General features: G+C 53.7%; 12 protein-coding genes. 1 reads left to right on the top strand and 11 read right to left on the bottom strand.

Going from position 1 to position 13,737, the window contains the following annotated elements; all coding sequences use genetic code 11:
* Positions 1–11: 11 nt before the first annotated feature.
* From MRBLMS1_RS19520 to pseB, 11 genes are all read right to left on the bottom strand, one after another.
* Positions 12–1,046 carry an acyltransferase family protein gene (locus MRBLMS1_RS19520; RefSeq protein ID WP_485881249.1) on the bottom strand — a complete coding sequence of 345 codons (1,035 nt, stop codon included), beginning with the start codon at positions 1,044–1,046 and terminating at the stop codon, positions 12–14.
* Positions 1,043–2,176 carry a hypothetical protein gene (locus MRBLMS1_RS19515; RefSeq protein WP_485881247.1) on the bottom strand — a complete coding sequence of 378 codons (1,134 nt, stop codon included), beginning with the start codon at positions 2,174–2,176 and terminating at the stop codon, positions 1,043–1,045. Before MRBLMS1_RS19515 ends, MRBLMS1_RS19520 begins: the two co-directional genes overlap by 4 nt.
* A 7-nt stretch (positions 2,177–2,183) precedes the next feature.
* Positions 2,184–3,428 carry a hypothetical protein gene (locus MRBLMS1_RS19510; RefSeq protein ID WP_485881245.1) on the bottom strand — a complete coding sequence of 415 codons (1,245 nt, stop codon included), beginning with the start codon at positions 3,426–3,428 and terminating at the stop codon, positions 2,184–2,186.
* Between the two features lie 25 nt (positions 3,429–3,453).
* On the bottom strand, positions 3,454–4,845 hold the full coding sequence (locus MRBLMS1_RS19505; protein WP_485881243.1) for a lipopolysaccharide biosynthesis protein: 1,392 nt from the start codon (positions 4,843–4,845) through the stop codon (positions 3,454–3,456).
* Positions 4,842–5,522: a glycosyltransferase family 2 protein gene (locus tag MRBLMS1_RS19500; RefSeq protein ID WP_485881241.1), complete on the bottom strand. Its 681-nt coding sequence runs from the start codon at positions 5,520–5,522 to the stop codon at positions 4,842–4,844. Before MRBLMS1_RS19500 ends, MRBLMS1_RS19505 begins: the two co-directional genes overlap by 4 nt.
* Positions 5,519–6,598, bottom strand: a complete 1,080-nt coding sequence (locus MRBLMS1_RS19495; RefSeq protein ID WP_485881239.1) for an N-acetylneuraminate synthase family protein — start codon at positions 6,596–6,598, stop codon at positions 5,519–5,521. Before MRBLMS1_RS19495 ends, MRBLMS1_RS19500 begins: the two co-directional genes overlap by 4 nt.
* The gene (locus tag MRBLMS1_RS19490) at positions 6,585–7,442 is read right to left on the bottom strand and encodes an SDR family oxidoreductase (protein WP_485881866.1); all 858 of its coding nucleotides are present in this window, start codon (positions 7,440–7,442) and stop codon (positions 6,585–6,587) included. The genes MRBLMS1_RS19495 and MRBLMS1_RS19490 overlap by 14 nt, the downstream gene beginning before the upstream one ends.
* A gap of 14 nt (positions 7,443–7,456) precedes the next feature.
* Positions 7,457–8,677, bottom strand: a complete 1,221-nt coding sequence (locus tag MRBLMS1_RS19485) for a DegT/DnrJ/EryC1/StrS family aminotransferase (RefSeq protein ID WP_485881237.1) — start codon at positions 8,675–8,677, stop codon at positions 7,457–7,459.
* Complete coding sequence (locus tag MRBLMS1_RS19480) at positions 8,674–9,432, bottom strand: cytidylyltransferase domain-containing protein (protein WP_485881235.1); 759 nt, start codon at positions 9,430–9,432, stop codon at positions 8,674–8,676. Before MRBLMS1_RS19480 ends, MRBLMS1_RS19485 begins: the two co-directional genes overlap by 4 nt.
* A 40-nt stretch (positions 9,433–9,472) precedes the next feature.
* Complete coding sequence (locus MRBLMS1_RS19475; RefSeq protein WP_485881233.1) at positions 9,473–10,405, bottom strand: aldo/keto reductase; 933 nt, start codon at positions 10,403–10,405, stop codon at positions 9,473–9,475.
* Positions 10,406–10,489: 84 nt separating this feature from the next.
* Entirely contained in the window at positions 10,490–11,488 is a 999-nt protein-coding gene (gene pseB / locus MRBLMS1_RS19470; protein ID WP_485881231.1) for a UDP-N-acetylglucosamine 4,6-dehydratase (inverting), read from the bottom strand.
* A gap of 1,071 nt (positions 11,489–12,559) precedes the next feature.
* Here pseB and wecB point away from each other — a divergent pair.
* Positions 12,560–13,723, top strand: coding sequence for a non-hydrolyzing UDP-N-acetylglucosamine 2-epimerase (gene wecB / locus MRBLMS1_RS19465; protein WP_485881229.1), 1,164 nt, complete (start codon positions 12,560–12,562; stop codon positions 13,721–13,723).
* Positions 13,724–13,737 lie beyond the last annotated feature (14 nt).

Raw genomic sequence — 13,737 nt, 5'->3', positions numbered from 1 at the left:
ATTATATTGGCTTAGTACTTATGTTTCAAAGCGGGGCGCTCGACGACATACCAAGAAAACATCGCGGCCACGATACTGATGATGACCGTGGCTAGGACGTTGATGCCTGCAGAAAACACCCCGGTGAACAACAGCACATTGATGACCGGCATATGGTAGAGATAGAGCCCGTAGGAAAAGTCTGTTTTACGGATAACGGCGGTTATTTTAGCAGGCAGTGCCAGTTGTGCCGTGCCAAACTTGAGTAGTAGCGCAACGAGCAACACGACGGCAACCGGATTGATGCCGTTTTCTGCATTCCGTTCATAACTGCCGATGAAGTTCATCGCTAGCAAGTAGGCGGGTAACAGGTATTTGTACTCGAAGCGTTTGATCTTGCTAATCCAGTCTTCGTTGAGCGCGATGAGGCAACCCAGCAGGAAAATATAGATCCAAGGAGCGAATGACACGTACAGCAATTTCATGTACATGATGCTCCAGTCCAAGTGCTGCCCAAGATAGACGTTGAGTGCCATCGACAACAAGAATAACAGTATCAGAAAGGTCTTGGCGCGGCGTGCAAGATAGTAGATGACGGGCATTAGCAAGTAAAACTGCAGTTCAATCGATACGGTCCACAGCGCGCCATTCAAGACACCGACGCCAAAGCCCCGCATGAACTCCGGGTTGTAGAACTGCAATATCGTCATTTGGCCGGTCAACCACATAAAGAACGACGACAAGCTCAGGCCAGGAGTCGGCAAATAGCCTAGGATGAACACTGTGGCGGTCGACAGCAGGATACACATCCATAGCGCCGGATAGATGCGCAGTACGCGGTTCTTGAAGAACGCCAGCAGGCCTTTTCCTTCCATGCGCTGGTAGGAGGAGCAGATCAGATAGCCGCTGAGGAAAAAAAACGTTGGTACACCGGGGAAAACTTTTAAGACCTCGACGGCATATCCACTAATCCCGAAATGGTTCAGCGCATGCACGCTCATGACCTGCAACGCGGCTAGCAAGCGGATCAGATTGAAATTATTGTGGTGACGTGGTGGCGTATTCATGAACTAGCGGTCCTGTTTCTGAGCGGGTGTGGCAGAAATTTTCCGCTGAGAGCGAAAAAGAAGGCGAAAAAATAGAAATCAAAAATCGTCGGGAACAAGATTGGTTCCGTCGCGCAGCGAAACAATACGATTAACAGCATGCTTCCGGAAAATGCCTTCACAGACGATGGTAGCCTTCTCCGCAGCAGAGCCAGGGGAAAGGCCGCCAAGGAAAGCAGGTACAGCGCACCGAAAATATGATGCGCGCGCACAAAGGAGTTATGGGGATTGCCATTGAAGTCGGACTCGATACTGGTGCCCTCGTAGTCGGCTCCGGTCAGTGCGCTCGCCCAGTTAATTTGGTTCATGTAATCGGTCAGGATGCGCTGACGCGGTTCGTCAACGAGCCCGGAGCCAATTTTTGTATTGGATTCGACGAAATCGACGATCTGGTCAGCAAAGTAAATCGAAACCAGAAATACTGCTCCAAGACCGAGCACGATGCTGCGCAGACCGCGCAGGTTGGACCTCCAGGACAAGTAGGACAACAGATTGACTGCCAAAATAGCTGTGGAAGCGAGGATGGAGCCGCGGCCGTAGCCGATGATGCAAATAAATAAGGTTAGCGAAGCGGTGATCAGACTTGCCTGGCGGTGGCGCAGGAATTTTAGCGCGGAATAGGTCGCCTGCAGCACGATGAGATAGGACGTAATGCCATTGCTGCTGGAATCGGGAATCAGGTTTTCCAATGGAAAGTCACTGAACCCGGTGACAAACAGTGCGGCAAACAGTGCTGCCAAAGCCGTTAGAAGTGAATATTTGCAAGCTACCAGCAGTGCATCTTTATCACGGCTCAGTACGAATGCAGCGGCCATGGACAGCAGGGATACGCCGTAGTGCATCGGGGCTGTCCAACTACGCATTGTGCTTAGCGGCAGCATCACTGTGAGAGTGCAGAGGAGCAAGAGCATTACGTAGCGCTCGACGTTGTTAGCCATCCGAAACATATGGACGTTGCGCAGCACGAGGCACAAAGCCACGCCGATATAGAGGCCCACCAGCCACTCAATGCGCAAGGCAAAGGCGGCAACCAGCAGTATCAGGAAAGCGGTGTACGCGAGGTGTTTCGCGTGCGCGGTGGTGAAGATCATCGCTGCCTTATTTCGCCAAAAAATCCAGTAACTGTACGTACCGCTCGTCAAAGGCATCAAAGGATTCTGCCGGTCGCTTGCTATCAATATTGTGCGCGAGCCAGGCGGTCAAGCTGGCTTCCGATTCCGAAATGAGCTCGACCAGACCGGCCTTTTTATAGTAAGAGTAATAGTCACCCTTGGATTCATCCGCCCGCAAGTTCGGGTCGAGCAGCGCTGATTTAATGCCCACCTGTGCCGCCTCTATGCAGACAGAGCTATTCCATGATACGTGCAAGTCGATATCGCGCAGAACGACTGGTAGTGGCGCCCGGGTTGCCAGTTCCCATTCCGCGTAGCCGCGCAGCGATTGGTCGAAGTATTTGATGAAGTTAGGGCCTTCATGTGTGGCGAAGCCTTGAATCTGATTCGGGTGCAGGCGAAGCAGCCAGCGATAAGTCGATGCAGTCTTGCGGATGACCTGTTCCAGTTCCTCTCCAATGAAGCCGTTTGGAATATTCGTGCAGCCCCAGGAAAGACTCATCATGACTGTTTTGCGTTCATCTCGGACAGTGCGCAACTGGTAGTCGGCGGAAAGCTCCCGCACCAAAGCATCGTTAGCTGCTGGACGGGTAAAGCGCGCCAGCCAGCGGTTGCCAATCACATTGGTGGCGACACCCTTCGGCGCGGCCCATTCGCGGATGACCTCGGCGCTTCCTTCATCCCAGCACAGGAAGGCGTTCGGCAGGTATTCGATTGGATCGGCCGCACGGAACGAGGCACCATACCATGGGTGGGTTTCTGCGATGACGCCATGCTGGACGTCGGCAACCCATACGCCGCGTTTGTGGCAAGCTACGCATAGTTCGCGCGACGGCTGGATGCCAAAGACTTTCTTTGCCTTGGTTTGATCCAGTATGTCACCCCAGATCCGCTCTTCCATCGCCGAATAGGGGTAGGCTGCACGTGTGAACTTTGCCAACAGGCGCTTTACCACTAGGGCGCGGGCAAAAGCGCCTTCCGGCGAATACACGCGTGCATAGCTCAGCTCGCCCTTCACGGTGGAGATGATACGCGCCACGCTGATGCAGGCGACGCCGCGTTGGGCCAGGTCGTCCTCCATTGTATCGATCAATGGAGAATAATATTTTCCCTTGTGCAATAGGCTGCGGTCGTTATCGTGGGCGACAGTCAGTACTGGCACCTCATCATAGCGAATTTTCTCGATCTTGAAACAATCGAGCATAATTTTTTTTATAATTGCATAGTCCATGCTTAGTCAATCTAAAGTGGTTGGTTCAGGGAGCGTGGGCGAGTCGGCTGGCAAGAAGCGTACAGCCGCCGAGCATTAATGTCGCCAATGCTGGTCCTTGCCATAACAGGTGAATCTGCCACCACTGGCGGGCGTGGAAAAATACGCCGATCGAGCGCAGCAGCATCATCGCAAAAAATCCAGCGTAGACGCCGAGCACGCCAAGCGCCAGCATCAAGGCGGCCCAGGCGATCAGACCCGCGATACTTGTTACCAGTGTTATATTCATCAGTTGATGGCCCTTGCCATGCACCAGATAATAATTCTGGATGTGCCACCACGGGATTGACACGGCGTAGGCAGAGAAGAGGAAAAACATTTCCAGTTCAAGATGCTGGTAGGGGCGCAGCGAAGGGCCGACGGCCTGCATCAGTAGCGGCAGGATGAGTAGCACGACACCGCCGAACAAGCCTAGTGCCAGACCTTGCAAGCGGTAAAATTGCTGGTTCCTGACTTCGACTTCGCCTATCGTCAATTCATGCACCAACTGGAAGAAACGTGGGCTCCATACTTGATTGAGGGAGGTTGCCACCAATTGCATGACCGACGAGATGGAATAGGCGAAGGTAAAACGTGCCACGTCATTGGGGTTGAAAAAATATTGAACGAGGTAGGTATTGCCGTAGCCGCTCAGCCATCCGAGCAGGACAATCAGAATGAAGGGCGCGATGCGTGCCAGAATCAGCCTGACGTCGCCGCCCCGGCGTGCAAAACCATAGGACGGAACTTTTTTCCACGCCAGCGCAAGCAATGACAATAGCAGTCCTAGCGCGGTACCTGCAAAAAAAGCCGGTACTGTGCCCATCGCCGCGAAAGCGAGAAAGCCGGCCAGCAGGCCGACCACTGCTGGTAGCGAATTCAGACACAGGGATGCCAAATGTTTTTCTTCGAGGCGCGTGAGCAGGGCTTGCAGGGTAAAGAAAGCGGTAATGATGCCCGTTGCGGCGACCAGTAGCAGTTCCATCCATGATGCTGGCGTACTGGATACGATGAGGCGGTAGCCGAGCAAGGTCAATATGGTTGACAATACAGCTAGCAACATGAATACCGTGTTGGCGGCACTGAACAGGCTGGTTCGTGCTTCCCCAGCGGGACGGTCCCTCAGCATGCCCACTACCGACTCAATGATGCCTGCAATAGCGAACGCGGTGATCCCCGTTTGTAGTGCATAAAACAGGCCAAATTGCGCATACGCGTCTACCGGTAGCGAGTGAGCCAGCCACAGGAACAGAAGCAGTCCCAACCCTTTTTGCACGCCAGCACTGCCCGCGTAAGCGATGGCAAATACGGCGCGCGAATTGAGGGCGGGCAGGGACTGTAATAAGGTGCGTGCCCGCGCCTTGAGCGGGGCTTGCGAACCGGTGCGCGGTTCACTCATGTGCGAACGAGGTACCGATGGCGGATGGTTCTGTAGATACCAATGGCAAGGGCACGTACAATTTTCAGATTTGCGCTCAAGGTGGTTCCAAAACGGGGCTGGCCCAGGCGCTCCCTGGTTTTCAATGGAAACTGGACGACAGGCGTGCCGCTCAGGACGCTATGGATAGCCAATTGCGTGCCAACTGAACGGTACGTATCGAATGCGCCCAGCTTTCGATACAGATCGATGTGATAGCCTTTAACGCCGCATAACGGATCATCCATCCCCCACATGCGCCTGCCGACCAGGCAGAACAGGGTTTCGCCGAGCCGCTGCTGCACGTCACGCACACCTACGGTGAGCCGGGCGCCAGCCTGCAATATGCCAACTGCGGCGATCAGGGCGGCCGTGTCATGCTGACCATCGGCATCAATAGTAATCACGAACTCACAACCGAGACGCGCCGCTTCGGCGAAGCCGCTGTCAATGGCTGCGTCGTAGCCCCGGTTGACGCCGTGGCGCACGACTACGGCACCGCCTTGCAGCGCCAGCGCGGCAGTGTCATCGGATGAGCCGTCATCGACAACAATTGGCAAGGCGATACCTTGCAAACCGCTGATGACCTGAGCGATCGTTGCGGCCTCGTTCCATGCTGGAATGACGGCCGCGATTTTTCCGCCGTGCTGCCGTGTCACGTCAGAGATCCGATGCTGATATGCTGGCCAGCGACTCCATTGACCGACAAGGTTTTTCCAATTACCTGTGTGATGCAATATGGTGGCAATGCATCTGCTGGGCACGGGCGCAGAAAATTCAGGTGCTCGGCGCGTAGCACCGTGCCTGCTGGCAAGTCAGTGGCCAAGCGAATTGCGCGGCGTTGCAGAACCACGGTTTTGCTTTCATTGTCTTCCACGCGCTTGATGCCCGTTCCCAGAGCAAATTCCAGTTCACGCGTGCGCTCGACCATGTCGCGCCAAGATGCAGGATCCATGGAAAAGGCATGATCAGGTCCGACTCGCTTGGTGTCGTCGGTGAAGTGCTTCTCGATCATGCGAGCCCCCAGAGCTACTGCGCCGAGCACGGTTGCGTGGCCTGGCGTGTGATCACTGAGGCCTAGCACCATGTGCGGAAACATTTCCCGGTAGCATTTCAGTACATTGAGCTGGATGTACTTAAAATTTTCGAGTTCTGCGGTGTAATTGGTGTTGCATTGCATTAAAGCGAGGTTCGGATTAATCGCCAGGCCCGCAGTAACGGCACGTAGCACATCGTCCATTGTCGAGGCACCTGTCGCCAGGATATAGGGCTTCTGCTTGGCCGCTATGTACTCAATGATCTCCACCCAAGTGATGTCGCCGGAGCCCACCTTGTACGCGGGAACGAAGGGATCGATAGCATCAACCAGATCGAGTGCGTAGGGGCTGGTGAAAAAGGTAATACCCGCTTTTTTACAGGTTTCGACCAGCGCTGGTGTCCAGCCCAGGCCGACGGAAGCATCTTGGTAGACGTCGAATACGGACTTTTTCCATTTAGACTGGTGCGACTGGTCACCGCTGAGAGCCTTGAAGCCATGGTCGCTGACGATGGTGTCCGCCTTGAAATGCTGGAACTTGGCGGCATCGGCGCCGGCTTCAGCTGCCATGTAAATAAGGTCCTTTGCGCGTTCCAGGTCGCCGTCATGGTTAGCGGCAATATCGGCGATGAAATACGTCGGGCCATCATTGCTGATGGTCTTGTTATCAATAGTCAATTCAGAATTAACGCGCAGCATTTTCATACTCCTTACAAACGCTATAAATTTCTTTTTGTAAAATAGGCATTGGCATACCCATGGCTGCTTCAAACTTTGCCACGTCAAGCCGCATATCTTTCGGGCGGTAGGCTGTCAGGGGGCTGCTACTGGAGCTGCCGCGGCGCATGTTTGCGCTGGACAGATTCAGTTGCTGCGCCAATGTGAAGGCGAAATCGGCTTTTGACAGACCATCTCTGCTGCCAACGTTGAAGACGCCTTGTAATGAGCGTGAGATCACCTGCTCGATGAGCGAAACCAGCGTCCCGAGAGACAAGGGACTGAATAGGACGTCATCGAATACGGTAATGGATTCGTCTTGACGCAGAGCACGCACGAGCCAGTCGCTAAAGCTGGTGCGGCCCGGGCACTGGCTGACGCCGAAGAAATTCGTACGCAGAATCGTATGCGGCACGGTTGCCGCGGCCAGTTCGCCTGCATATTTTGAAAAACCGTAGTAGTTCGATAGCACAACCTGATCTTCCCGGTGTGGGCCGGACGCATTGTACACTTGATCGCTAGAAATATGGATCAGATGGACATGCCGTGCAGTGTCGCGCATCCACGCGGTAATATTCTCGACGATCTTGGTATTCACGAGGTAGGCTTGCTGCGGCGACCTCTCACATTCGTCCACATTGGTCAGGGCGATCAGATTGACGATGGCATCCGGCATTGCCGAGTCCAAGCACGTACGCATGGCATCGTCTTGTGTCAGATCAGCCCGTGCGCCCGCAGCGGCCGCATTGGTGACGACCGTATGACCGCACTGGCGCAGGTATGGCACGAGCGTGCTGCCCATTAATCCTGTTGCCCCCAGTACCATTACACGCATCGGTGTCATTTCTCGAAACTTTGCAGCGTGGCGCGCAGGATTTCAGCCTGGCGTTCTGCATCAGCTAAATTCCAGTAATTCGTTTTGAACTGCAGCAGACGCGGTGCAATGCGTTCCGCAACCGGGCACAGGCCAGGTTTGTATTGCGCGCGGTTCTCAGCAGAGATGAAATCTTCACGGCCCAGCAGGTTCATGGTTTCGAACATCGGCTCCAGATATGTCAGTTTCCATGCCGCATACACGCCGTCGCCACCCAATTCCACGAAGCGATCCCGGAACTCATGCCAGGTTATATCCGTGTGGTCGAGACGCGCCACCCAAGTCCAGTAGGTATTGACGTATTCAGGGCCGACGAATTGCGGTTTAAACCAGTCAAAACCCTTGGCTGCATTTGTAAACAGTGCCGCAGCATCTATCCGTGTTTGCACCAGTGGCTCGATATTTTCGACCTGAGCCAGCGCCACTGCTGCGCACAGTTCGGGGATGCGGTAATTCCAGCCCATCGTCACGTGGCGCGAGTAGTATGGATCTTGAATATCTTTCTTGGTAATCTTTGCCTTTGTTGCGCCGACGCCAGCGTAGCCGAGAGATTGGACCTTGCGGATCTTTTCGGCCAGTTCAATGTCGTCGGTGATAATCATGCCGCCTTCGCCACTGCTCAGATGCTTCGAGCTCTGGAAGCTGAAGCTGGCGCAATGGCCGAGTGTGCCGACGATTTTTCCTTTGTACTTGCCAAGGAAGCACTGTGCATTGTCTTCAATTACAAACAAGTTGTGCTGCTTGGCCAGTGCCATGATCGCATCCATGTCCGGCGACATGCCATACAGGGCCACGGTGATGATGGCGCGGGTTTTTGGCGTGATGCGCGCGGCGATCGATTCGGCGCTGATCTGGAAGGTATCCGCATCGACATCGGCGAATACTGGCGTGGCGTTTGCTTGCAGTACGGCAAAGGTCGTCGCCGACATCGTCAGCGGCGGTACGATGACCTCATCGCCTGGGCCGATGCCATATGCCTCCAGTGCGGCGTGCATGGTCGCCGTGCCATTGACGAAGGAAATTGCATATTTGGCGTCGAAACGTTCGGCAAAGGCTTCCTCCAGGCGGCGCATCATGCCCGATCCCTTCGAGCTTCTGAACTCCGAATCTATCACCTCGGTGACATATTTCAGTTCGTTGCCATACAGTCTTGCGGCGGTCGCGGATGCTTGCTTGGTGGTCGTCATTTTTCCTCTGATTTCAAAGATTTAAAGTATCCCTCGTTGCGGATGGTGTCGGCATTGAGAAGGCGAATGTGCGGGTTCGATTCAAGCCACTTGATCACGGCCTGATAAGGAACCAGCGGCTGGTCCTGAAACTGCGTATAGACATGCTGCATGAATTCGAGATCCTGTGGCTTGTCCACAGTCCAGCGCCAATCTTGCAGTTCTATGTCATGGGTAAAATTCATCGCCTTGAATAGCGCGCTGTTTTTCCAGATATAAGGAGTCACGTGCTCGCGCTCGGAAGGCAGTTGTGCCTCGTGGTGTGCTGTCTCGAGCGCCGCGAAGGTGAATGCCTCGACATCGAGACCTTCGGGGAATGTCGGCGTAATCGTATTCGAACAATAGGCCAGGCTCGCGTCATCGAGAAGGAGGCGCACTGCGCGGTCGATAATCTGCGGATCCTTCAGCGGGTCGTCGGCGGTGATTCGGACAATGTGCGTTGCGCCATGCAGGCGCGCGCATTCATAATAGCGCGATAAAACGTCGTCCATTGAGCCCCGGAACACGCCTGCCACACCGCCTGCCTGCACATGCTCGGCGAGGATGTCGTCTTCCTTGCTGAGCGTCGTCGCCACGACGATTTCGTTGATTAAGCTGGCCGCAGCAACGCGTTCGATAATGCGATCGATCATGGCTCGGCCGGCAATATCGGACAAGACCTTGCGTGGCAAGCGGCTCGATCCCATTCTCGCTTGAATAATTGCAACAATTTTCATTTTTACTGTGTTCCTTACCTCGTTCGTTGCGTGCGGATGCTTACGCGTTCCATAATACGGGATTCAGGATACGGACATCGTTGCAACTGAAGTCGGCAAAATGAATTGGAGGAGAGGGAGGGAAATTGCCGAACAATTCATTTAATTGTTCAATGGACTCGACCCCGACAATAATACGTGCAATTTCCGGTATTCCCAGCAAGTGGTGCAGCGCTGCGTGCGCAGGACTGACGCCTGCCTGCGTACAGTTGTCGCGAAACGCCGTCAGCACGGGCCGAACGCTATCGAAGTTAGGGGCGAGCGTGGCAGGGTCGGCCAAGAGCAATCCTTGCAGAAAAGCTGATCTTGCATGGATTTCGATACCTTTTTCGTTAAGGCGGCGCAGCGTCCCGGACTCGATGAGCCGTCGGTCCAGCCAGTTTATTGGTAATTGAATAAGATCAATGGGGAAACGATCTGCGATCTTCTCGGCCACTTCTCCCGTATAGGCGGACACGCCGATTTTTCGCACCAGCCCGGCATCTTTCAGAGCCAATAGCTGTTGATAGACGTGGCCCCCGCCAGGTGCCAGCAGTTCGTCCGAGTTGTGAACCATCAAGCCATCGACTGAAGCGCGTCGCAGCGTCCCCAGCGCAGCTTGCAATTTTGCGCCCAAGGTTTGTGCGTCAGCTGCCGTGAAGTCGGCTGGCAGGCGCGGCGTCTTGGTAATCATAGCGAAATGTCGTGCTTCTTCGGCGCACTGACCCAGCACACTTTGCGAGGCGCCGTATTCATGCGCGGTGTCGATGACCGAGAGGCCAAAGTGGCGTGCCGCAATCAGTATGTTGCGTACCGCATCCTGCGATGGCATACCTTGGGTATTGAACCGGCCATAGGACATGCCAAACTGGGCGGCACCTATGCCAAAACGCGCCAACACTCCGGCGTTGGAAGGGAGGGGGGGCTCGATCATTCCTGGCGGGACTGGATTCAAATATAACTCCTTACTTGCTTGCACAGTACCCGGCACTATATGCCGGGTTGTTTCGTTCGGCAGTATGACGGGGCCGCGTGAAAATTAAACCTTATCGATCTCGTTTTTGTGCTGTTCGATCCACGAGCGCAAGTCAGGAATGCTCATCCATTCGCGATTGTTGTCGCTGGAATAAACGAAGTTTTCTGGTACTTTGATGCCATCCTTGATGCGGAACGGATCTTCGCTCCAATTATGAATCGCAGGCAGAATTTTGAAATGTTCCGCATATTCGTAGGTCAGCAAAGCATCTTCGGCACTAATCATCTGCTCATGCAGTTTTTCGCCAGCGCGAATGCCGATGGTTTCTTGCGTGCAGGTATCGTCGACGGCATTGGCAACATCGGTCACCTTCATTGACGGAATTTTCTTGACGTAGATTTCGCCGCCCTGCATATCTTCAAAGGCGTGCCAGACCAGTTCGACGCCTTGTTCTAGCGTAATCATGAAGCGGGTCATGCGTGGGTCGGTAATAGGCAGTACGCCTTTATCCTTAATCGATAGGAAGAAGGGAATGACCGAACCCCGTGAACCCATCACATTGCCATAGCGGACAACACCGAAGCGACAGCCATCCGCACCAGCATAAGAGTTTCCTGCTACAAACAATTTATCCGATGCCAGCTTCGTCGCACCATACAGATTCACAGGGCTACTTGCTTTGTCTGTCGATAAGGCGACGACGCGGCGCACCTTCTTGTCTATGCATGCATCGATAAGATTCATTGCGCCGTTGATATTCGTTTTCACGCATTCAAACGGATTATATTCGGCAGTCGGAACAATTTTTGTGGCCGCCGCATGTACTACATAATCGACGCCATCCAACGCTCGGTACAGACGTTCACGATCGCGTACATCACCGATGAAGAAACGGATACGTGGATCGCCTTGAAAACGTTTTGCCATTTCCCATTGCTTCATTTCATCCCGAGAATAAATAATAATCTTTTTTGGATTATATTTAGCGAGTGTCATTGGCACAAATTTATTGCCAAAGGAGCCAGTCCCGCCAGTCACCAGAATGGTGGAATTTGTAAACATATTCGTTATGCCCTTAAGTTATTAAAGTCCGATAATATCGCAGCCGACTTTTTTGGCGCGACGATTGCAGGGTAATATTGAGCCGGCGGCCATTCTTGTCGCATTGACGAAGTCCCGCATGATCGAGAGAGGGCAACTGTCCGGATTGCCCTGTTGCGCAGTTCATTGTCACTGGCCCATCTGCAGATGGCAATCAGGGAAATGGTGTGTCGTAAACAGGACCGATGTCAAGAGCGATATTGCTGAAGCAACAGCTCGGCTAACTATAGCGGTGTGCGCGTGGCAAGATCGTTGCGCACTTCAGTGCATATTGCATATTCATGCCGCGTAACATAGTCTGCAAGCCTGCGGTCAGGACGAAGTGCACGATCTTATTGTGTTAACTATAATAATTTCATGCTGGCAAGTTTCCTTTGCTTGTAGTGTCGGAGGCATAGCATCAGTGGTGCCAACTTAGTTCAAATACGCTATAGAAATGTGTGCGGCAATACTATTGCTCGCAAGAATGACGGCTATCTTGACTTGATATGTTACTCGAAATTGTAGCAAGAACGAAGTACTTTTCGTGTTTTCCTTTCGTGTAAAGTCAACCTTTACTTGTTACTCTTTCACTCTGCAGTGTATTGTCTTTAAGGCATTGCGTTGAAAATGCCCAGGTCCAAATACCTGCCTTCGAGGTAGTCTGTGTCACTTAGATCACTTCCTGCATCAAAGAATCGGGGACCAAGTTTCAAATCTCAATTGATTATTCGCGAAGTAAACGGTTATCATCCCAGACTCATGATTGTGAGAGGCGCCAATCGGTGTATCTCGCATGTATCTGATTCGGGCGAGTACGCTTGCCCGCCGCAGACCGGCAACATGTCCTCGGAACGTATATATGGCATGCGGTGTCCCGCTCTTGCGGGGCGTGGACCGGAGAGGCCACCCAAGTGCGGCGGCGTCGATAGTTAATTTTCCTGCATCGTATCGCTCCATCCGCTGGTATACAGGATACCGGTGGTTGTTGACGCTGCATTTTTTAGACGGTTTGACAAGGCTGAGGCTGATATAGCCAGGCCGGGAGATGCAATGAAGAAACAATTGAAAGTGCTGACAGTATTCGGCACCCGTCCTGAAGCGATTAAAATGTCGCCTTTGGTGCGCCAACTTGCCCTACATCCGGGCATCGATAGCAAGGTTTGCGTCACGGCGCAGCACCGGCAAATGCTCGATCAAGTACTTGACCTGTTCGATATCACGCCCGATTTTGACCTTGATATCATGCGCCCGGACCAGAATCTGTATACGGTCACGACCGATATTCTGCAGAATATTGCTGAAGTATTCGCCGAGTTTCGTCCCGACTACGTGCTGGTACACGGCGATACATCAACGACGTTCTGCGCCTCGCTGGCTGCGTTTTACCAGCGCATTCCGGTTGGCCATGTCGAAGCTGGCTTGCGCACGGGAAATTTGTATTCACCCTGGCCGGAGGAGGCCAACCGACGGCTAACCAGCGTGCTTGCCGAGATGCATTTTGCTCCGACGGCCGAGTCGAGTGGCAACTTGCTGAAGGAAAACGTGGACGCTGCTCGTATCGTCGTCACGGGTAATACCGTCATTGACGCTCTTGTCATGGTGTGTGACAAGTTGCGAGCCTCGTCGCAGTTGTACCAGGAACAGGCCGCACGTTTTCCATTCCTGCGCGAGGATGCGCGGGTCGTGCTCGTTACTGGTCACCGCAGGGAAAATTTTGGCGGCGGTTTCGAACGTATTTGCATCGCACTGCAACGCTTGGCGCAGCAATTCCCGACCGTTGACTTCGTCTACCCCGTGCATTTGAATCCGCATGTCCAAGAGCCCGTAAATCGATTGCTGAGCGGTGTCTCTAATGTACATTTGGTCGCTCCGCAGGAGTACTTGCCATTTGTCTTCCTGATGATGCGCTCCTATCTGATATTGACCGATTCTGGTGGCATCCAGGAAGAGGCGCCTTCGCTGGGCAAGCCGGTGCTGGTCATGCGTGACACCACCGAACGGCCCGAGGCGTTGGCCGCTGGAACTGTGCGCCTGGTCGGTACCGATGTCGAGCGCATCGTTGCCAATGTCACTGAGTTGCTCTGTGATGAGGAAGCGTACGGAGCGATGAGTATTGCTCATAATCCGTACGGTGATGGAGCGGCGAGTGTGCGTATCATTGACGCGCTTCTAGCACATCATGTGCAGCAGGCGGCCAAGCCGGCGGCACTTTAAATTCAACAGGAGTT

It is taken from the genome of Massilia sp. LMS1-1-1.1 (assembly GCF_040815535.1).
GTDB classification, from domain to species: domain Bacteria; phylum Pseudomonadota; class Gammaproteobacteria; order Burkholderiales; family Burkholderiaceae_D; genus Janthinobacterium; species Janthinobacterium aestuarii.
The sequence above is the reverse complement of the archived record's forward strand: the minus strand, read 5'-3'. Positions and strand labels throughout refer to the sequence as shown.